15 protein-coding genes are annotated in these 19969 nt (G+C 64.4%); 5 read left to right on the top strand and 10 right to left on the bottom strand.

Features of this window, described 5'->3' with window-relative positions; translation table 11 throughout:
* Positions 1-270: 270 nt before the first annotated feature.
* The gene (locus tag ACIP1G_RS15730) at positions 271-1182 is read right to left on the bottom strand and encodes a LysR substrate-binding domain-containing protein (protein WP_400738611.1); all 912 of its coding nucleotides are present in this window, start codon (positions 1180-1182) and stop codon (positions 271-273) included.
* 97 nt (positions 1183-1279) lie between these two features.
* Here ACIP1G_RS15730 and ACIP1G_RS15725 point away from each other — a divergent pair, with 97 nt between their 5' ends.
* The 5 genes from ACIP1G_RS15725 to ACIP1G_RS15705 all read left to right on the top strand — a co-directional run bounded on the left by ACIP1G_RS15725 (position 1280) and on the right by ACIP1G_RS15705 (position 7767).
* The gene (locus ACIP1G_RS15725) at positions 1280-2371 is read left to right on the top strand and encodes a tartrate dehydrogenase (RefSeq protein ID WP_069943397.1); all 1092 of its coding nucleotides are present in this window, start codon (positions 1280-1282) and stop codon (positions 2369-2371) included.
* A gap of 195 nt (positions 2372-2566) precedes the next feature.
* Positions 2567-4165, top strand: coding sequence for a BCCT family transporter (locus ACIP1G_RS15720; protein WP_400738610.1), 1599 nt, complete (start codon positions 2567-2569; stop codon positions 4163-4165).
* Between the two features lie 139 nt (positions 4166-4304).
* Positions 4305-5426, top strand: a complete 1122-nt coding sequence (locus tag ACIP1G_RS15715; RefSeq protein ID WP_400738609.1) for an aromatic ring-hydroxylating dioxygenase subunit alpha — start codon at positions 4305-4307, stop codon at positions 5424-5426.
* 78 nt (positions 5427-5504) lie between these two features.
* Positions 5505-6476 carry a PDR/VanB family oxidoreductase gene (locus tag ACIP1G_RS15710; protein WP_400738608.1) on the top strand — a complete coding sequence of 324 codons (972 nt, stop codon included), beginning with the start codon at positions 5505-5507 and terminating at the stop codon, positions 6474-6476.
* A gap of 211 nt (positions 6477-6687) precedes the next feature.
* Positions 6688-7767 (top strand): PAS domain-containing protein, encoded by a 1080-nt coding sequence (locus ACIP1G_RS15705; protein ID WP_400738607.1) that lies wholly within the window; start codon positions 6688-6690, stop codon positions 7765-7767.
* A gap of 133 nt (positions 7768-7900) precedes the next feature.
* On the opposite strand, the gene ACIP1G_RS15700 is transcribed toward ACIP1G_RS15705, so the two are convergent.
* From ACIP1G_RS15700 to ACIP1G_RS15660, 9 genes are all read right to left on the bottom strand, one after another.
* On the bottom strand, positions 7901-8734 hold the full coding sequence (locus ACIP1G_RS15700; RefSeq protein WP_400738605.1) for a helix-turn-helix transcriptional regulator: 834 nt from the start codon (positions 8732-8734) through the stop codon (positions 7901-7903).
* Between the two features lie 53 nt (positions 8735-8787).
* Entirely contained in the window at positions 8788-10200 is a 1413-nt protein-coding gene (locus tag ACIP1G_RS15695) for an aminotransferase (RefSeq protein WP_400738603.1), read from the bottom strand.
* A gap of 34 nt (positions 10201-10234) precedes the next feature.
* On the bottom strand, positions 10235-11338 hold the full coding sequence (locus tag ACIP1G_RS15690) for a polyamine ABC transporter substrate-binding protein (RefSeq protein ID WP_400738600.1): 1104 nt from the start codon (positions 11336-11338) through the stop codon (positions 10235-10237).
* Positions 11339-11616: 278 nt separating this feature from the next.
* The gene (locus tag ACIP1G_RS15685; protein ID WP_400738597.1) at positions 11617-12318 is read right to left on the bottom strand and encodes an NAD(P)H-dependent oxidoreductase; all 702 of its coding nucleotides are present in this window, start codon (positions 12316-12318) and stop codon (positions 11617-11619) included.
* A gap of 43 nt (positions 12319-12361) precedes the next feature.
* Positions 12362-13774, bottom strand: coding sequence for an aldehyde dehydrogenase family protein (locus ACIP1G_RS15680; RefSeq protein ID WP_400738594.1), 1413 nt, complete (start codon positions 13772-13774; stop codon positions 12362-12364).
* Positions 13767-14957 carry a pyridoxal phosphate-dependent aminotransferase gene (locus ACIP1G_RS15675; RefSeq protein WP_400738591.1) on the bottom strand — a complete coding sequence of 397 codons (1191 nt, stop codon included), beginning with the start codon at positions 14955-14957 and terminating at the stop codon, positions 13767-13769. The genes ACIP1G_RS15680 and ACIP1G_RS15675 overlap by 8 nt, the downstream gene beginning before the upstream one ends.
* 24 nt (positions 14958-14981) lie before the next feature.
* A complete protein-coding gene (alr, locus tag ACIP1G_RS15670) occupies positions 14982-16211 on the bottom strand; it encodes an alanine racemase (RefSeq protein ID WP_400738588.1) in 1230 nt (409 codons plus the stop codon).
* Between the two features lie 34 nt (positions 16212-16245).
* A complete protein-coding gene (locus tag ACIP1G_RS15665) occupies positions 16246-17853 on the bottom strand; it encodes a 5-guanidino-2-oxopentanoate decarboxylase (RefSeq protein WP_400738585.1) in 1608 nt (535 codons plus the stop codon).
* Positions 17846-19963 carry an acetate--CoA ligase family protein gene (locus tag ACIP1G_RS15660; protein ID WP_400738582.1) on the bottom strand — a complete coding sequence of 706 codons (2118 nt, stop codon included), beginning with the start codon at positions 19961-19963 and terminating at the stop codon, positions 17846-17848. Before ACIP1G_RS15660 ends, ACIP1G_RS15665 begins: the two co-directional genes overlap by 8 nt.
* Between the last annotated feature and the right edge of the window lie 6 nt (positions 19964-19969).

The following is a 19969-nucleotide window of genomic DNA, read 5'->3' as shown; positions in this document are numbered from 1 at the left end:
CCCGTCGTAGGAGCGGCTTTAGCCGCGAAAGGGCCGGGCCTGCCGGCCAATTTCTACCGGCCATTCACCGCCGCAGCCGCCACCGCATTCGCGGGTGAACCCGCTCCTACATTGACCGGTGGTGCACACACATCGGTGGCTCAACACAGCCCGTCGTAGGAGCGGCTTTAGCCGCGAAAGGGCCGGGCCTGCTGGCCAACTTCTACCGACAATTCACCGCCGCAGCCGCCACCGCATTCGCGGCGGTTCGATGCCTCGATAAACCCGCTCCTACACCGGCAAGCTATAGCGCTCGGCAAAATACTGCCGGAAAAAGTCCACCGCCACCCGCACCTTGGCCGAACTGGCCAGCGGCGAGGTGTACACCGCCCAGATATCCGCCGGCTGGTGATAGTCCTCCAGCACCTGCACCAGCCGCCCGTCCTGCAGGCTGTCGTGCACATCCCACCACGAACGCAGCAATATCCCGCGCCCGTCAAGGCACCACTGGTGCGCCACTTCGCCATGATTCGTAGACAAGCCGCCAGTCACCCGCACCCCCTCTTCACCGTCCGGCCCCATCAGCTGCCACACACCAAACGGGTGGTCGCGCTCCTTGATCACCAGGCAGTCGTGGCTGGCCAGGTCGCCCAGCACCTTGGGCGTGCCGCGCCGGGCCAGGTAGGCCGGCGCCGCGCATAGCACACGGCGGTTACGCGCCAGTGGCTTGGCGATCAGGTTGGGGGCAATGGCATTACCCACGCGGATGTCCAGGTCGACGCCCTCGGCAATCAGGTCCACCAGCCGGTCGTGCACGTCCAGGCGAATGTCCAGCCGTGGGTAGCGTTCGGCCAGCTCCGACAAGGCCGGTGCCACGAAGCGCCGGCCCAGGCCCAGGCTGCTGGCAATACGCAGCTGCCCGGCCGGCTCGCGGTGCTGGGCGCTGATGTCATCGCCCATGCGCTGCACCGCATCGAAAATCTGCAACGCCCATTGATACACCCGCTCACCCTCCTCGCTCACCGTCACCCGCCGGGTGGTGCGGTGCAGCAGGCGCACCTCCAGGGTTTGCTCAAGCATGCGGATGCGTTTGCTGATGTACGCCGCCGACATGCCCAACTCGTCGGCCACGGCCGCGAAGCTGGCGCGCTTGGCCACCTGCAGGAAGATGTTGAGGTCGTCGAGGTTGGGCAGATTATTCACGTAGCGTGTTCCAAGAATCCATGATTGGCCAGATTATCTCCGGAGCAAGCCCTTATAGCATGGCCAGCACCTGTTCCCTAGACAACGAGTGCACCCCATGAGCAAGACTTTCAGAATCGCGGCAATCCCCGGCGATGGCATCGGCAACGAAGTACTGCCAGAAGGCATTCGCGTGGTCGAGGCGGCTGCACGCAAGCACGGCCTGGACATCAGCTTCGAGTTCTTCGAGTGGGCCAGCTGCGACTACTACCTGGCCCACGGCAAGATGATGCCGGATGACTGGTTCGAACAGCTCAAGGGCTTCGACGCCCTGTACTTCGGTGCCGTCGGCTGGCCAGACAAGGTGCCGGACCACATCTCGCTGTGGGGTTCGCTGCTCAAGTTCCGCCGCGACTTCGACCAGTACGTGAACATCCGCCCGGTGCGCCTGTTCCCTGGCGTACCTTGCCCGCTGGCTGGCCGTGAGCCAGGCGACATCGACTTCGTGGTCATCCGCGAAAACACCGAGGGCGAATACTCGTCGCTGGGTGGGCGCATGTTCGAAGGCACTGAAAACGAGTTCGTGCTGCAGGAGTCGGTGTTCACCCGCCGCGGCGTCGACCGCATCCTCAAGTACGCCTTCGACGTGGCCCAGACCCGCGAACGCAAGCACGTTACCTCGGCCACCAAGTCCAACGGCATGGCCGTGAGCATGCCGTACTGGGACGAGCGCACCGCGGCAATGGCTGCCAATTATCCGGAAATCAGCTGGGACAAGCAGCACATCGATATCCTCTGTGCGCGCTTCGTGCTGCAGCCGGACCGCTTCGACGTGGTGGTGGCCTCGAACCTGTTCGGCGACATCCTCTCCGACCTCGGCCCGGCCTGCGCCGGCACCATTGGCATCGCGCCGTCGGCCAACCTCAACCCCGAGCGCAAGTTCCCGTCGCTGTTCGAACCCGTGCATGGCTCGGCGCCGGACATCTACGGCAAGAACATCGCCAACCCGATCGCGATGATCTGGTCGGGTGCGCTGATGCTCGACTTCCTCGGCAACGACGGCGCCGACCCACGCTACCGCGCCGCCCACGACGACATTCTCAAGGCCATCGAGCAGGTCATCGCCGCCGGTGACGTGACCCGCGACATGGGTGGGCAGCAATCCACCCAGCAAGTGGGCCAGGCCATCACTGCGCTGGTCGAAGCCTGATGCACAAGGGGCCGATTGTCAGGACTGTCTGACAATCGGCCCCTTGCCTCTTGCGAGCGGCGCGGATTGTATGCAAAATCTGTTAACCGTTAGATATTTGTTAATCAACAGTTAACAACCAAGGAAGGAGTGGTACTGCAACACCCCGGATGCCTGCCGGGTATAACAAGTACGCCAACGTCCCAGGAGACGATGATGTCGCACAAGAATAAAAAGATTGATGTGTTCCTGATTACTGTGAGCCTGATTGCCGTACTGCTCACCGTGATCGGCCTTGCAGCCTTCCCCGCCCAGGCTGAAAGCGCTGCAAACCAGCTGTTCGAACTGTCCACCCGCACCTTCGGCACCAGCGTGCAGATTCTGGTGTTCGGTAGCACCCTGGCCGTGCTGTACCTGGCCTTCAGCAAATACGGCAATATCCGCCTGGGCAGTGGCAAGCCTGAATACGCCACCGCCACCTGGGTGTTCATGTTCATCTGCGCCGGCATGGGTTCGTCGACCCTGTACTGGGGCGTGATGGAATGGGCCTACTACTACCAGACCCCAGGCCTCAATATCGCCGCCGCCACCCCCAAGGCGCTGGAATACAGCGTTGGCTACTCGTTCTTCCACTGGGGTATCAGCGCCTGGTCGATCTACGCCTTGGCCTCGCTGGCCATGGCCTACCACTTCCATGTGCGCAAGAAGAGCGGCCTTAACCTGGCCTCGATCGTCGAAGCGGTAACCGGCTTCAAGGCCACCGGCCCGGTAGGCCGTAGTGTCGACCTGATCTTCCTGCTGACCATGATGGGCGCGCTGACCGTGTCGCTGGCCCTGACCGCTTCCACCCTGACCCGTGGCCTGCATGACCTGACCGGCACCCCGGACACTTTCACCGTGCAACTGATGGTGATCGGCGGCGTGGCCGTAATGTTCTCGCTCAGCTCGTACATCGGCATCGATGGCGGCCTGCAGCGCCTGAGCAAGATGGTGTGCATCGGCGCCCTGGTATTTGCCGCAGTCGTCCTGCTGGTAGGCCCGACCCAGTTCACCATCAACAACACTGCCAACTCGATTGGCCTGATGATGCAGAACTACGTACACATGAGCCTGTTCACCGACCCGGCCGGCGACGGTGCCTTCACCCGCAACTGGACGGTGTTCTACTGGCTGTGGTGGGTATCTTACGCACCAGGCGTGGCCATGTTCGTGACCCGCGTTTCGCGCGGCCGGCAGATCAAGGAAGTGGTGCTGGCCCTGCTGCTGGGCGGCAGTTTCGGTTGCTGGTTCTTCTTTGGCGCGCTGGAAAGCTACAGCATGCACCAGTTCATCACCGGCGCCGTGGACGTACCGAAAATGCTCGCCGAACAAGGCGGTGAATCAGCCGTTACCCACCTGCTGCTGGCGTTGCCATGGGGCCAGATGTTCCTCGGCGTGTACCTGTTCATCATGGCCATCTTCTGTGCCTCGCATATGGATGCCGCAGCCTACGCGGTGGCTGCCACCAGCACCCGCAACCTGCGTGAAGGCGACGACCCGACGCCGACCCACCGCCTGTTCTGGTGCGTGGTGCTGACCCTGGTGCCGCTGGCCATGCTGTTTGCCAAGGCCTCGCTGTCGACCATGAAGACTGCCGTGGTGCTGACCGCGATCCCGTTCATGGTGATTCTGCTGGTGAAGATCTACGGTTTCTTCAAGTGGATGATCGCTGACTACGGCCAGGTATCGGCCCACCTCATCGATGAAGAAGCAGCCCGCATGGCTGGCGAAGAGCCCGTCGAGCACGCCCCGCGCAGCGCCGCTGCGGTGCATTGAACAATCTGTAGGAGCGGGCTTGCCCGCAATGGGGCTGCAAAGCAGCCCCTTTGATGGCGACAAATTTTTTTGCCTGATCTGTTAACTGACAGATACGCGTTAACCAGCAACTATAAACCGAGCTTGTGAGAAACCCGTCATGAACGACTTCAAACGCCTGCCCGCCGATTTCTGTGCGAACGCCGAAGAGGCCTTCACCATCCCCGCCAACTTCTACACCCAGGCTTCGGTGTTCGAGCATGAGAAGGAAGCCATCTTCGCCCGCAGCTGGATCTGCGTGGGCCACCGCAGTGAAGTGGCAGGCAACAACGCCTACATCACCCGCGAAGTGATTGGCGAAAGCATCATCATCGTGCGCGGCCGTGACAGCGTGTTGCGCGCGTTCTACAACGTCTGCCCGCACCGTGGCCACCAGCTGCTCAGCGGTAGCGGCAAGGCCAAGAACGTCATCACTTGCCCGTACCACGCCTGGACCTTCAAGCTCGACGGCGAACTGGCCCACGCCCGCAACTGCGACAACGTGGTCAACTTCGACAAGGAAAAATCCACCCTGGTGCAGCTGCGCGTAGAGGAATACGCCGGCTTCATCTTCATCAACATGGACATGGACGCCGGCTCCGTCGAAGACCAGCTGCCAGGCCTGCAAGCACGCATGCGTGAAGCCTGCGCGGTCATCGATGACCTGCACCTGGCGGCACGCTTCGTCAGCGACACCCCGGCCAACTGGAAGTCGATCGTCGACAACTACCTGGAGTGCTACCACTGCGCCCCTGCCCACCCAGGCTTCTCCGACTCGGTGGACGTTGGCCAGTACAGCCACAGCATGCACGGCAACTGGACCCTGCAATACGGCCTGGCCAAGCCTTCGGAGCAGTCGTTCAAGTTCGATGAAAGCGTGAAAGACCCGTCGTTCGCCGGCTTCTGGGCCTGGCCGTGCACCATGTTCAACGTGCCGCCAGGGGCCAACTTCATGACCGTGATCTACGAGTTCCCGGTCGATGCCGAAACCACCCTGCAGCACTACGACATCTACTTCCTCAACAAGGACATTACCGAAGAACAGCAGAAGCTGATCGACTGGTACCGCGAAGTGTTCCGCCCAGAAGACCTGCGCCTGGTCGAAAGCGTGCAGAAGGGCCTGAAGTCTCGTGGCTACCGTGGCCAGGGCCGGATCATGGCCGACCGCGAGCGCAGCGGCATGAGCGAGCACGGCATTGCCCACTTCCACAACCTGATCGCCGTGGCCCACCTCGACGATTGATGGCAACCGCTCCACGTTTATAGGCACGTAAAGGTGCGCGGCAGGGCCTGCCGCGCACCCAGGCAGTCGAGGTGAACCATGGCCAACACTTATGAAATGTTCAGCGTACACGTGACCGACGTGGAACAAGCCACGCCGCTGATCAAGCGCTTTACCCTGGCCCGCGAAGATGGCGCGGCGATGCCCGCCTTCACTGGTGGCAGCCACGTCATCGTGCAGATGCAGGGCGCCGACGGCAGCCAGTTCAGCAACGCCTACTCGTTGATGAGCGACCCGCGCGACACCCGCAGCTACCAGATTGGCGTGCGCCTGGAAGAGCAGTCCAAGGGCGGCTCGGCGTTCATGCACCAGCAGGTGGAAGTCGGCACTCGCCTGACCATCTCCTCGCCCAACAACCTGTTCGCCCTGGACCCTGCGGCCGGCCGCCACGTGCTGATTGCCGGCGGTATCGGCATTACCCCGTTCCTGGCGCAACTGCATGAGCTGGAAGGCGGCAGCGCCGACTATGAACTGCACTACGCCTTCCGCGCGCCGGAACATGGGGCGTTCCAGGAGCAACTGGCCAGCGGCCCACACGCTGAAAATACCCGTTTCTACATCGACAGCCTCGACCGCAAGCTCGACCTCGCGGCCCTGTGCGCGGGGCTGGACGAACAGGCCCACCTGTATGTGTGCGGCCCGAAACCACTGATCGACGCGGTCATCGCCTGCGCCGCCCAGGCTGGCATTGCCGAGCAGCGCGTGCACTGGGAACAGTTTGCCGCCACCCCGGTAACCGGCAGTGCCTTTACCGTGGTGCTGGCGCAATCGGGGGTGGAACTGCAGGTCGAAGAAGGCATGACCATTCTGCAGGCCATCGAGAAATCCAAGGCTGCCAAGGTCGAGTGCCTGTGCCGCGAAGGCGTGTGCGGTACCTGCGAGACGGCCATCCTTGAAGGTGAAGCCGAGCATTATGACCAGTACCTGAGCGATGAAGAAAAGGCGGCGCAGCAAAGCATCATGCTGTGCGTCTCGCGTGCCCGTACTGCCCGCCTGGTGCTCGATCTCTGACTGACGTGGTCCCTGTAGGAGCGGCCTTGTGTCGCGATGGGCCGCGCAGCGGCCCCCATAATGTTGTGGCAAGGCAAGGATCCTGGGGCCGCTTCGCGCCCCATCGCGACACAAGGCCGCTCCTACACGAAGTGACGCTGAAGGTCGTCAACCAAAAGTTGACAGCTTGGGTATACTGGCAGGCTCTTGGCCCAGATCAGGACACCTGCCGATGTTGGAAAACAACTTCGCCTTCCGCCTCAAGGAACTGCTCGAGCACCACAAGCTGACCCTGCAAGCCGTGGGCACGGCCCTGGGCATTTCGCGCACTGCGGTGCACAAATGGACCCGCGGCGGCGAGATCGACTACGACAACCTGCGCAAGCTGGCCGACTTTCTCAAGGTCAACTGGATCTGGCTGCGCTACGGCGACGAGGCCCTGCAGAACATCCAGCAACCGCAGGTGGTCGAGCTGCCGATGACCGACCTGCGCCGGCGCCTGACCGCCGAAATCATGGAAAGCGAAACGCGCATGAAGCTGGCCCAGGAAGGTGCGCGCATCGTCACCTGGGAGTGGAACCTGATCAGCGACGAAGTCACCTACTCGCCCAACGTCGAGCAGGTGTATGGCTGGCCGGTGCACCGCAACGAAGACTTCTGGAAGCATCTGCCGGCAGAAGATGTGGCGCGGATGCAGGCGATGTATGCCGAGACGGTGGAAAGCGGCACCAGTTGCGAGTGTGACTTCCGCCTTACCCGCCCTGACGGTACGCTGTGCTGGATTTCCTCCCGCGCCACCGTGGTACGCGACAGTGCCGGGCGTTCGGTGAAGATGGTCGGCATCAGCATGGACAACACCGAACGGCAAGTGGCGCAGCAGGCGCTGAGGCAAAGCGAAGAACGCTTTCGGGCGATTTTCGAGCTGGCCTGGGGCGCCCTCGCCTACATCGACCCGAACGGCACCTGGCAACGGGTCAACAGCAGCCTGTGCGAAATGCTTGGCTACCGTGCTGAAGAGCTCTACGCCACGACCTTCCAGCACATCACCCACCCCGACGACCTGCCGCTGAACCTCCAGCTGCTGCAACGCATGCTGGCAGGTGAAACCGAGCGTTACGAGGTGGAAAAGCGCGTGCGGCACAAGAATGGCGAGTACATCTGGGTGCGCGCGCGCACCTCGCTGCAACGCCACGACAACGGTGAGCCGGAACACCTGATCAGCGTGTTCGAAGACATCAGCGCCGAGCGCCTGGAGCATGAACGGCTGCAGGCGCACATTGCCGCCCTCGAAGCCCGCCTGGCGGCTTCGTGACCTGCCCGAAATTTCACAGCTGATGCGATCCCTGTGGGAGCGGGTTCACCCGCGAAGCAGACACCGCGGTGGATGGCACGGGCTTCGCCCGTGTTCGCGGGTAAACCCGCTCCCACAGGGACCGCGATAGCTTCTAAAGCTTGAGGTGATCGCCGCGCAACCAGTCGATAAACCGCGCAAACAACTCCGACTGCGAATTGATCTCCAGCTTCAGATACAAATTCTTCCGATGCATGCGCACCGTCTCCGGCGAGATACCCAGTTCCAGCGCAGTGGACTTCACCGAGTGCCCACGCAGAATCATGTGCGCCACCTCCCGCTCACGGTCGGTCAGCACCTGGCAGCCGAAGCTGTCAAACGCCGCCTGCAAGCTGCCCCGCTCGGCTGAAACAGTTCCCGGCTCCAGGTTATACCGGGCATAGCGCCCGAGCAGTTCGCGCACCATCGGTTCCAGCGCACGCAGCAGGTCCACCTGCCCGGCGCTCAGGGGCGTGCCGCTACACCCCTGAAACAAGCTCAGGGACAGCTTGCGGCCAGCGCTGAGGTCGACGATGTAGTAGCTGTCTTCACTGCAACCGGTGCCTAGGTAATAGGCCTTGTAATAGTCACTGTCGAAGAAGTTGTCGGGGGCGATTTCCTGCAGGTGGTAGAAGCCCTCGGCCAGGCCGCTTTGCACCGCCAGGCAGAACGGGTCGAGCAGGTAGCCGGCGCTGAAGTAGCGCTCCAGCACGGCAGCGCGGTGCAGCTCGGGGATGCCTTGCTGGTACAGCAACTGCGGCGCCCGCCCCTGGCATTCGAGGCTGATCATCATCGATTCAACCTGCACCAGCTGGCCAATGGCGGCAGCCACATGCACCAGCGCCTCGGGTGTTTCACTATGCGCCAGCGCGCGCTGCAGCGCCGCGTGCCATTGCTGCAGCGCGCCCACGGTCAGGGTAAGCGGGGTGTCGGGAGAGGCCTGGGTCATGCCCGGCAGTCTAGCCTGCCAGGCACGCCCGCGCACAGCCCTTTGCGCCAGGCTCATCGGCCCTGGTACAGGCCAAGCGCGGTCAGTTCCCGCGCGGTTTCGATGATGCACTGGCGCAGGGTATCGACAATCTCGTCCACCTGCGCATGGGTGATGATCAACGGTGGCGACATCACGTTCAGGTGCATGATCGGCCGTACCAGCAGCCCTTTGGCCTGGGCCTTGCTGTGGATGCGCTCGCCGATGTTCACCTCATCGGCAAACAGCGCCTTGCTGGCCTTGTCGGCAACGAATTCGACGCAGGCCATCAGCTTCATGCAGCGCACATCGCCCACCAGCGGCAACTCGCGCAGGCTCTGCAAGCGTTGTTCCAGATAGCCGCCAACGTCCTTGACGTGGTCGAGCAAGTGCTCGCGCTCGATGATCTCGATGTTCTTCAGCGCCGCCGTGCAGCACACCGGGTGGCCGCTGTAGGTGAAGCCGTGGGTGAAGCAGCGGCCCTTGCCCGGTTCGGCGATCACCTGCCAGATACGTTCGGAGAAAATGCACGCCCCCAATGGCAGGTAGGCCGAGGTCAGGCCCTTGGCGGTGGTGATGATGTCCGGGGTGACGCCAAACAGTTCCTCGCTGGCGAAGAAGGTGCCCAGGCGGCCGAACGAGGTCACCACTTCGTCGGCGACGAACAGGATGTCGTAGGTCTGGCACAGCTGCCACATACGCAGGAAGTAGCCCTTGGGCGGAATGATCACCCCGCCCGAGCCCATGATCGGCTCGGCGAAGAACGCCGCCACGTTGTCGGCGCCCAGCGAAAGGATCTTGTCTTCGAACTCGGCCACCAGGAAGTCGAGGAACTCGGCCTCGTCCATGTCGTCCGGCGCACGGTACGGGTTGGGGTTGGAGACGTGGTGGATCAGGTCATGGTGGTAATCGAACTCCGGCACCCGGTCGGCGGCCTTGTTGCCAATCGACATGGTCAGGGTGGTAGAGCCATGGTAGGCGTTGTAGCGGGCGATGATGTGCTTCTTGTGCGGCTTGCCTCGGCAGTTCTGGTAGTACTGGATCAGCCGGTATGCGGTATCGACCGCGGTCGAGCCACCGGTGGTGAGGAACACATGGTCGAGGTCGCCGGGCGCCAGCTGCGCCAGCTTCTGGCACAGCTCGATGGCCACATCGTTGGCCATGTCCGAGAACGGGTTGGAATAGGCCAGCTGGCGCACCTGATCGGCGATGGCCAGGGCCATTTCCTCACGGCCCAGGCCAATGTTGGTGCACCACATGCCGCCAACGGCATCGAGGAAGCGGTTGCCGTGGGTATCGCGGATGTAGGCGCCTTCACCGGCGACGATGTTCAGCGCACCTTGTTCGCGGTGCTCGTCGAATACATGGTAGCCGTGCATGTAGTGGGCCTTGTCGGCTTCCACCAGCGGGTCGTGGGCAATGGCGAATGCTTTGCTTGGGGTGGCCATGGGCAGCTCCTTGGCGGGAAACGTTGGGCAGTGTTCAGAAACCGGTCTTGACCGTGCTCCAGACCCGGGTGATGGCGCGCATGTCCTTCGGGCTTTGGGTTTTCTGCGCGAACAGGCGCTCACGGGTTGGCGCGTCGGGGTAGATGGCCGGGTCCTGGCGGATTTCGTCGCGCACCAGCGCAGTGGCGGCGGCATTGCTGTTGGCGTAGTGGATGTAGTCGGTGACCTTGGCCATGGTCTGTGGCTGCAGCAGGAACTCGATGAAGCGGTGGGCGTTGGCCGCGTGCGGTGCGTCCTTGGGGATGTACAGGTTGTCGAACCAGATCAGCGAACCTTCCTGGGGGATGAAGAACGACAGCTTGATGTCCTTCTTCGCTTCCACCGCACGGGCCTGGGCAGTGGCGTAGTCACCGGACCAGGTCAGTGCCAGGCAGACATCGCCGTTGGGCAGGCTGGTCAGGTAGTTGACCGAGTCGAACTTGCGAATGTACGGGCGGATGCCCAGCAGCAGTTGTTCGGCGGCCTTGAGGTCTGCCGGCGAGGCGCTGCGCGGGTCCTTGCCCAGGTACTGCAGGGCCAGCGGAATGACTTCGGTGGGCGCGTCCATCAGGGTGACGCCGCAGTCGGCGAAGCGCGAGACGATCTTGGGGTCGAACAGCATGGCCAGCGAACCGATTGGCGCATCGGGCATGCGTGCAGTGATCTTGTCGACATTGTAGGTTACCCCCGAGCTGCCCCAGGTGTAGGGCGCCGAGTATTTCAGGCCGGGGTCGTAGCCCTGCAGGTTGTTCACCACCTGCTGGTCGAGGTTGTGCCAGCTGGGCAGCTGCTGCTTGTCCAGCGGCTGGAACACCCCGGCGCTGAGCAGCGGCGGCACCAGCGATGCGTTGAGCATGACCAGGTCGTAGCCGGAGCGGCCGGTGAGCAGTTTGGTCTGCACCGTTTCGTAGCCGTCGAAGGTGTCGTAGATGACCTTGATGCCGGTGGCCTTCTCGAAGTCGGCCAGGGTGGTTTCGCCGATGTAGTCGGTCCAGTTGTACAACCGCAACGTGTTACTGCTGTCCACCTCTGCCGCCTGGGCCAGGCTGGCGCCAGACGCCAGCAGCAGACCACCAATCACCTTCAGTACCTTGCGCATGGCAACTCCATCGTGTGAATGCTCCGGAACGAGCCGATGGGGTCACTATCGGGGGATTTGCCGAGGGGGGACATACCCCGAATGTGTGGGTGGTCGTTTTCAGACCCGATGTGCACGCTTTCAAGGCCGACGCGGTCCCTGTGTAGGAGCGGCTTTAGCCGCGAACACCGGCACAGCCGGTGCCATCCACCGCGCTGGATTCTTCGCGGGTAAACCCGCCCCTACAGGGACCGCGTGCAGCCCGAGGCTGGCGGTGAGCCTGCAGGACCGCGCTCGGCTCAGGGGAGTGGGTAAAGCGCCTCATCGAACTGCGCCAGGCGCGGGAACACCAGGGGCTGGTCATCGGAGAGCTGCTCCAGGCGCTGCCGGTACTGATTCAGGAAGTCCTGCCGCGCCTCATCGCTGATATACGGCACATGCCAGGCCACAAACGGCGCCAGGACGTCAAAGCCGACATAGGCCAGCGTGCCACGCAAGATCGGCCGCAACATGTCCTCCAGCGGCCCGTGAATGGCCCCATCGCCAAACATGTGCTCGCGCCCGCCCAACGTCACGGTCACCAGCGCCTTCTTGCCAGCCAAGCCACCCTGGTCGTAGAAACGCTTGCCGCCGTAGCACACCCCCGATACCAGCACCCGGTCGATCCAGCCCTTGAGCATCGCCGGTGCCGAAAACCAGAAGATCGGGAAGTTCAGCACCAGCAGGTCGGCCCACAGCAGCTTGTCGAGCTCCTGCTGGATATCCGCGGCAATAGCGCCGCGCTTGACCCCTTGGCGCTGCTCCAGCGCATAGACCAGGTACTCCGGGTTCTCGCGCTGGGTAAAGTCATCAGCACTGGCTACGGGGTTCCAGCCCATGGCGTACAGGTCGCTGACCTGCACCTGGTGGCCCTGGGCATGGAAGGTTTCCACAGCCTGGTCACGCAGGGCAGCGGTGAACGATTGCGGCTCGGGGTGAGCATGGACGATCAGTACATTCACAAAGTTTCTCCTCACACAAAACTGGTTGTCTTGCCGCTGTGGCTCAGCACTGCACCGCTTTGACTTCGACAAACTCCGCCAGGCCTTCTTCGCCCCACTCGCGGCCATTGCCCGACTGCTTGTAGCCACCAAACGGCGCCTGGTAGTTGAACCCACCACCGTTGATGAAGCACTGCCCGGCGCGGATCTGCCGCGCCAGGGCCAGGCCCTGCTCACGGCTACCGGCCCACACCGCACTGGACAGGCCGAACGGCGAGTCATTGGCCATCGCCAGCGCCTGAGACTCGTCGGCATAGGGAATCAGGCACAACACCGGGCCAAAGATTTCCTCCTGGGCAATGCGCATGCGGTTGTCGACGTCGGCGAACAACGTTGGTGCCACGTAGAACCCGCGCTCGCAGCCACCGCTACCACCACCGCACAACAAGCGCGCGCCCTCCTCCTGGCCCAGGCGAATGTAGTCGAGCACCGTGCGCCGTTGGCCGGCTGAACACATCGGCCCGAGGAAACTGGCCGGGTCGCGCGGGTCGCCCATGACCAGCGCGCGGGTTTCGGCCTCGGCAATTTCCAGTGCCTCGGCGTACCGGCTGGCCGGCAGCAACATGCGGGTCAAGGCCGTGCAGGTCTGCCCCGAGTTGATCATCACATCCTGCACACCATGGCGCACCGCCGCGTGCAAATCAGCATCGGCGGTGATCAGCAACGGTGATTTGCCACCCAGCTCCAGGCATACGCGCTTCACCGTTGGCGCCGCCGCCTGCGCCACCCTTACCCCAGCGCCGGTGGAGCCAGTGAACGACACCATGTCCACCTGCGGGTGCCGGGCCAGCGCCTCACCCACCTTGGCCCCCGGGCCGCTGACCAGGTTGAACACCCCGGCCGGCAGACCGATGGCGTCGATCATCTCGGCCAGCAGAAACGCGTGCAGCGGTGTTTCCTGGCTGGGCTTGACCACCACTGTGCAACCGGCGGCCAAGGCCGGCGCCAGCTTGCCGATCATCTGGTGCAGCGGGTAGTTCCAAGGGTTGATGAACGCGCACACGCCAACGGCCTCGCGGTACACCAGCGAGTTGCCGACTTCGCGCACTTCATCCATCCGCCCGGCCAGTTCGGCGTACTGCTCCAGCCCGGCAATCGGGCCCTCGACCTGCACCGCCGGGCACCACTGCACCGGCATGCCCAGCTCGTCGGTGATGACCGAGGCCATTTCCGCCGCACGGCTTTTCAGCTGTGCGGCCAGCGCCGTTATGTACCCGGCACGCACGCTGGACGGCGTGCGCGACCAGCCATCAAAGGCCCGCCGCGCCGCCATCACCGCCCGTTCGACATCAGCCTCGGCCCCCAACGGCACGCGGCCGATGGCCTGTTCGCTGGCCGGGTCGATCACCTCGGCCATGCCCTGCCCGCTCGGCACCTGCCAGGCACCGTCGATATACAGCCGCGCATGCTCACGCATCGGCCTGCTCCCGCATCAGTTCGGCGGCGCAGCGGGCGATGCGCTGGCAGGCGTCGGCCAAGGCCTCGGTGCCCAGCACCAGGCCCAGGCGGATATGCCCGGCGGCGCTGGGGCCGAAGGCCTCGCCGGCCAGCACCGACACGCCCTGGCTGTCCAGCAGGCGGTCGGAGAAGGCCTGGGCGCTGAGGCCGGTTTCACGAATATCGACCATCACGAACATGCCGCCATCGGGTTTCAGCACCTTGATGCCCGGGCAGCCAGACAACTGCTCGCACACCCGATCGCGGCGCTGGCGATACGCTTCGCGCATGGCCTCCAGCTCGGGCAATTGCTGCTCCAGCGCCACCACGGCGGCGTCCTGGATAAAGTCCGGCGAACCGTACAGCATGCACAAGGCGAGGTTTTCCAGGTGCGTGGCCAGCTCGGCCGAACCGATCACCCAGCCCACCCGCCAACCGGTCATGGCATGCGACTTCGACAAGCTGTTGAGGGTGGCGGTGCGCTCGGCCATGCCCGGCAGGCTGGCGGGGCTGACATGCTCGCCTTCATACAGCAGCTCGCTGTATACCTCGTCGGAGATCAGCCACAGGTCATGGGCGATGCACAGCTCGGCCAGCGCCTCCCAGGTAGCACGCGGCAGGCTCGCCCCCGAGGGGTTGTGCGGGCTGTTCAGGGCCAGGGCACGGGTGCGTGGGGTGATGCGTTCGGCCACATCACGCGGGCACACGCGAAAGCCGTTCTCCGGATTGACCGGCACCGGCACCACCTTGGCGCCACAGGCGCCGAACACCGCCTCGTAGGTCACGTACATCGGCTCGGCGACGATCACCTCGTCGCCTGGGTCGAGCACGCACTGGGCAACGCAGAACAGCGCGCACTGCGCCCCTGCCAGCACTGTCACCTGGTCGGCGTTCACCGCCTGGCCGCTGCGCTGCCGGTGGCGGTTGGCAATGGCCTGGCGCAGCGCCAGCTTGCCGCGCACATCGGCGTAATGGGTGTGGCCGGCACGCAGGCTGCCGATGGCCGCCTCGACGATCGGCGCGGGGGTGTCGAAGTCCGGGTCACCTACCGACAGCAGCAGGATGTCCTTGCCCTCGGCCTGCAGTGCCAGGGCCCGGTAGTGAATGTCCCAGGCCGCAGCCCCGTCGCCGGCGATGCGTTGAGTGAGCGTGGCGTAGCGCATGGCAATCTCCCTTCAATGACGGTTTCAGTCGACGAGAATCTTCGGGTTGGCACTGCCCCACACGGTGTACAAATCGGCGAGCAGCGCGTCGTTGATTTCTTCCATCTCGGCCTGGGTGATTTCAGCCCCGGCCTGCTTGCCGAACAGCACCACTTCGTTGCCACCCTTCACGTCCGGGAAATCGGTGACATCGACCATCAGCGTGTTCATCGAGACCTTGCCTACCACCGGCACGCGATGGCCGTTGATCAGCACATGGCCCTTGTTGGTGAAGACCCGGCGGTAGCCGTCGGAGTAGCCGACGGTGATGTTGGCCAGGCGCGAATCACGGGCCAGGGTGAAGGTGCGGTCGTAGCCGACGGTGTTGCCCGCCGGGTAGCTGTGCACCGCCGCCACGTGCGACTTGAACTGCATGGCACGTTTGTATTCGGTGCGCTCCGGCACGGTGTCACCGAACAGCGCACCACCGGTACGCACCATGTCCAGGCGCGCTTCCGGCACCTCCAGCGTAGCGAACGAGTTGGCCGCGTGCAGGGTAAGCTTGCTGCGGTCCAGCCTGGCGTGCTTGATCAGCCAGTCAGTCTGTTCGTTGAACGCCGCCAGGCCCTTGCGCACATCGTCCTTGTCTTCCACGGCGAAGTGGGTCATCAGCGCGACCAGCTTGAGGTGCTTCTGGTCGGTGATCTGCAGCGCTTCGCCACGGCCGGACCAGCTGGTCATCTCCACCCCGTTGCGGCTCATGCCGCTGGAATTGAGTGCCATGTGAATGCGCAGGGTCTTGCCGTGGCGCGCGGCGATGGCGTCGACCTGGCGGGCGAACTCGGCGCTGCCGACCAGCTCTTCCATGTCGTATTGCAGGGCGTCTTCCAGTTCGCTGAGGCTGGCCAGGCGTACCCGCACCAGTTGCCCGGTAAAGCCACTGGCGCGAACCACGCGGGCCTCTTCGTTGCTGGCCACCGCCACGCAGGGCACGCCCTGGGCAATGATCGATGGCATCACCAGGCCAATGCCGTGGCCGTAGGCGTCGGCCTTGAGCACGGCGCACAGTTTGGACTTGCCACCCAGCTCTGCCTGCAGGGTGCGGATGTTGTGTTGCAGGGCGCTGGCGCTGACTTCGACCCAGGCGTTGCTGTTCTGCACGGTCAGGGCGTTGGTGCCGTTGTCCATCGACAGCGGTGGTGCAGCGTACAGCGGGGCCTGGCCAGTGATCAGCAGGGCCAGCGATGCGGCCAGAAGGGTACGGCGAAATGGCATGGTGGTTTCTCTTGTTATTGTCGTTATGCGCGGCTTAGCAGACGCAGGTGTGTTTGAGTTCGATGAAGGTCACGCCGGGTGTGGCGAAACCGCTGGCCAGGTCGGCCTGCAGCGCGTCCAGGTCACGCGGCTGGCGCACCGCGCAACCGAAAGCGCGGGCCAGGCCGATGAAATCCGGGTTGCGTGGCAGCACGCCGACCGGCTCGATGTCCAGGCCGAGCATGTCGTCGCGGATCTGGCCAAGGGCGTCGTTGTTCCACAGCAGCACCACCAAGGGGCGGTCCAGTTCCTCGACGGCAGTGGCCAGTTCCTGGGCGGTGTAGAGGAAGCCGCCATCACCGACCAGCACCAGGCCTGGGCGATGGTTGGTGGCGAGCATGCCGCCGATGCCGGCCGGCAGGCCGTAGCCGAGGGTGCCGTAGCCAGTGGGATGCAGCCAGCTGCGCGGCGCCCGGCTGGCGAAGGCGTAGTTGCCGGTGTAGGCCAGCTGGGTCATGTCGCTGCTGATGAAGGCGTCGTCGGGCAGCACGGCAGCAATTCGGTCCAGAATCGCCTGATGCGTGGCTTGCAACGGTGCATGGCCATTGCGAATGGCCTGGCGCAGGTTGGCCACCGCTTCGCTGGCCTGGGCCGGGTCACGGGTCAGTTCTGGCAGGTGTTCGAGCAAGCCGGCCAGGGTTTGCCGGGCATCGCCGTGCAGGGCAATGGCACAGGGGTAGAAGTCGTTGAACTTGCGCGGGTCGATGTCCACGCGCAGCAGCTCGCCATTGAGCGGCAGGCGCTCGCGCCAGTAATCGGTGTCGGCCATTTCGGTGCCTACCGCCAGCACTACGTCGGCTTGGCTGATCAGTTGCCAGCCCGGCTCAACGCACAGACTGGAACCGGCATTGAGTGGCGCGTCCGCTGGCAGCAGGCCCTTGCCGGCCACGCTGGTGAACAGCGGCGCCGCCAGCCGGGTGCTCAGTTGCTGCAATTGTTCGGCCGCGTGCAGTGCACCACCACCGGCAATAATCATGGGCCGCTTGGCGGCAGCCAGTTTCAGAGCAGCCTGATCGAGGATTTCCCGGCATGGCTGGCCACGCCCAGGGCGGCGCACCACTTCATGGCTCCAGTCGCGGCTGACCGGCGCGGCCAGCACGTCCAGCGGTACCGAGATATGCACCGGGCGTGGCCGCTCGCTGTCGAACACCGCCCAGGCCCTGGCGATCAACTCAGGCAAGTCCTCGCCACGCAGGGCCACGGCGGAGAATGCGGTGATCGGCGCGGTCATGGCGCGCTGGTCCTGGGTTTCGTGCAGGCAGCCCCAACCCTTGCCCAGGCTGGCGGTGTGGTTGACGCTGGAGATCACCAGCATCGGCACCGAGTCGGCATAGGCCTGGCCGATAGCGGTGGCGGCGTTGGTCACGCCCGGGCCAGTGATGACGAAGCACACACCCGGTTTGCCACTGACCCGGGCGTAGCCGTCGGCCATGAAGCCGGCGCCTTGCTCGTGACGGGTGAGCACATGGCGGATGCCGCTACCCGGCAGGCCGCGGTACAGCTCCAAGGTGTGTACCCCGGGGATGCCGAATACCGTTTCCACGCCGTAGTTGGCCAACAGGCGCACCAGCGCCTGGCCGGCGGTCAGGGTAAGGTCATTCATGTCGTACTCCTTGCGCCTGGCCGAGACGGATCAGCGCGTCGACCGCAGTGGTGCCGTGGGCACCAACCATCAATGGGTTCACATCCAGCTCCAGCAATTGCCCGGCGTTTTCGCAGGCGTAGTCGGCTACCGAGCGGATGGCCGTAACCAACGCGTCAAGGTCGGCGACCGGGCGACCACGGAAGCCCTGCAGCAGGCTGGCGCTGCGCAGGCTGAGCAGCGCGGCACGAATGGCACTCTCTGTGGTGGGTAGCAACAGGCTGACGCTGTCCTTGAGCAGCTCGACCAGCACACCACCGGTACCGATCACCAGGGCCAGGGCGAAATCGTGCTCGCGCTTGATGCCGACGATAAGTTCGGCCAGCGGCGGCTCGGCCATCGGCTCCAGCAGCACCTGGTCGAACGGCACCTGCGGGGCATAGGCGGCGATGCGCTGGCGAATCTGTACCAGCGCGGCTTCGAGGGCGGCGGCATCGCGCAGGTTCAGCGCCACCGCACCGGCTTCAGTCTTGTGCGGCAGCTGCGCGCTAACCGCCTTGAGTACCAGCGGGTAGCCGACGCGTGCGGCGTCTGCCACGGCGCGCTCGGGTGTGCTCAGCAGCCCGGCCGGAACCGGCAGGCCAAAGGCGCGCAAGGCTTGCTTGGACTGCCATTCGTCCAGCAGCCGGTCTTCGCCCGTGAGGGCCTGTGGGCACAGCGGTACCCGTGCGGCCTCGCCCTGCTCCAGAAGCCGCTGGCGGTTGCGCTGGTAGGCAACGATGCGGCCCCAGGCCGCGAGGCCATCCTCGACGCCCTGCAGGGCAGCGATGCCACGCGCATGCAGGCGTTCGCGCGCGCAGGCGGGCAACAGCTCCGGGAATGCCGAGGTGACAAAGCCGATCTTGCCGTGGCGCTCCAGTGCATCGCAGAACAGCGCCAGCAGCAGGTCGCATTCCTTGCGTTCACCGGTGAACGCCGCCGGGTAGTCCAGCACCAGCATGGCCGCGTCGGCGGCGCCGTTCAGGGTACTGTCGAGCATGCGTTGCAGGGCTGCTTCATCACCCCAGATAGCGGTGGTGAAATCCAGCGGGTTGACCAGGTTGGCGTAGGCCGGCAGCACTTCGGCCAGTGCCGCCACCTGCCCTTGCGCAAGCTTCGGCAGGTGCAGCTGGTTACGCTCGGCATAGTCGGCGATCAGGCCGGCATCGCCGCCTGAGCAGGCCAACGCGATCAGCTCGCCGTCTGCCGGCAATCGCCCGCAAGCGGCTGCTTTAAGGGTTTCGACAAAGCTCACCGGGCCGCTGACGCGGATTACACCCAGGCGCTGGAACAGGCTGTCGTACAGGGCATCGGAACCCGACAACGAGCTGGTGTGGCTGAGCGCCAGCTCGGCACCGATCTGTGATACGCCAGTCTTCAGCGCAATGATCGGCGTGCCCTGCTGCAGTGCCTTGTAGGCGGCGCGGGCAAAGCCCGGCACATTCTTCAGGCCTTCCAGGTGCAGGCCGATGGCGGTCACCCGTGGGTCGTCGAGCAGCACGTCCATCAATTCGGCCACGCCCAATTGCGCCTGGTTGCCGACCGAGGCCATGTAGGCCACGGGCAGCGAGCGGTCGCTCATGGACAGGTTGTAGGCGAAGTTGCCGCTCTGGGTGAGGATAGCCACGCCCTTCTCCACCGGCTTGCCGCCATGGGCCACCGGCCACAGGGCAGCGCCGTGCAGGTAGTCGAGCAGGCCGTAGCAGTTGGGGCCGAGCAAGGCCATGTTGCCGGCGGCCGCAAGCAGGCGCTGCTGCAGCTGGCGGCCTTCCTCGCCGCTTTCGGCAAAGCCCGAGGCATAGCAAATGGCGCCACCGGCGCCGCGCGCGGCCAGCTCGGCAACGCACTGCAAGGTCAGCTCGCGGTTGGTGGCGATGAACACCGCGTCCGGGGCGTAAGGCAAGTCGGCCACCCGCGCAACGCAGGGGATGCCTTCGAGGCTTTCATGCTGCGGGTTGACCAGCCATAACTCGCCGCCAAAGCCACCTTCGGCGCAGCGCTTGAGCGCGCGCGCCATGCTGCGCCCGCCGACGAAGGCCAGGTGCCGGGGCGCCAGCAGGCGCTTGAGGTTGTCACGAATCGATTGCGACATGGGTGT

The organism is Pseudomonas sp. NPDC089392 (assembly GCF_044749595.1).
GTDB lineage: Bacteria > Pseudomonadota > Gammaproteobacteria > Pseudomonadales > Pseudomonadaceae > Aquipseudomonas.
The sequence above is the reverse complement of the archived record's forward strand: the minus strand, read 5'-3'. Positions and strand labels throughout refer to the sequence as shown.

What these genes read in the sequence shown, in the direction of transcription:
- ACIP1G_RS15700 (WP_400738605.1), bottom strand. Translation starts at nt 8,734, where the DNA reads ATGACCCAGGCCTCTCCCGACACCCCGCTTACCCTGACCGTGGGCGCG.
- ACIP1G_RS15705 (WP_400738607.1), top strand. Translation starts at nt 6,688, where the DNA reads ATGTTGGAAAACAACTTCGCCTTCCGCCTCAAGGAACTGCTCGAGCAC.
- ACIP1G_RS15680 (WP_400738594.1), bottom strand. Translation starts at nt 13,774, where the DNA reads ATGCGTGAGCATGCGCGGCTGTATATCGACGGTGCCTGGCAGGTGCCG.
- ACIP1G_RS15660 (WP_400738582.1), bottom strand. Translation starts at nt 19,963, where the DNA reads ATGTCGCAATCGATTCGTGACAACCTCAAGCGCCTGCTGGCGCCCCGG.
- ACIP1G_RS15695 (WP_400738603.1), bottom strand. Translation starts at nt 10,200, where the DNA reads ATGGCCACCCCAAGCAAAGCATTCGCCATTGCCCACGACCCGCTGGTG.
- ACIP1G_RS15690 (WP_400738600.1), bottom strand. Translation starts at nt 11,338, where the DNA reads ATGCGCAAGGTACTGAAGGTGATTGGTGGTCTGCTGCTGGCGTCTGGC.
- ACIP1G_RS15665 (WP_400738585.1), bottom strand. Translation starts at nt 17,853, where the DNA reads ATGAATGACCTTACCCTGACCGCCGGCCAGGCGCTGGTGCGCCTGTTG.
- ACIP1G_RS15725 (WP_069943397.1), top strand. Translation starts at nt 1,280, where the DNA reads ATGAGCAAGACTTTCAGAATCGCGGCAATCCCCGGCGATGGCATCGGC.
- ACIP1G_RS15720 (WP_400738610.1), top strand. Translation starts at nt 2,567, where the DNA reads ATGTCGCACAAGAATAAAAAGATTGATGTGTTCCTGATTACTGTGAGC.
- alr (WP_400738588.1), bottom strand. Translation starts at nt 16,211, where the DNA reads ATGCCATTTCGCCGTACCCTTCTGGCCGCATCGCTGGCCCTGCTGATC.
- ACIP1G_RS15715 (WP_400738609.1), top strand. Translation starts at nt 4,305, where the DNA reads ATGAACGACTTCAAACGCCTGCCCGCCGATTTCTGTGCGAACGCCGAA.
- ACIP1G_RS15710 (WP_400738608.1), top strand. Translation starts at nt 5,505, where the DNA reads ATGGCCAACACTTATGAAATGTTCAGCGTACACGTGACCGACGTGGAA.
- ACIP1G_RS15675 (WP_400738591.1), bottom strand. Translation starts at nt 14,957, where the DNA reads ATGCGCTACGCCACGCTCACTCAACGCATCGCCGGCGACGGGGCTGCG.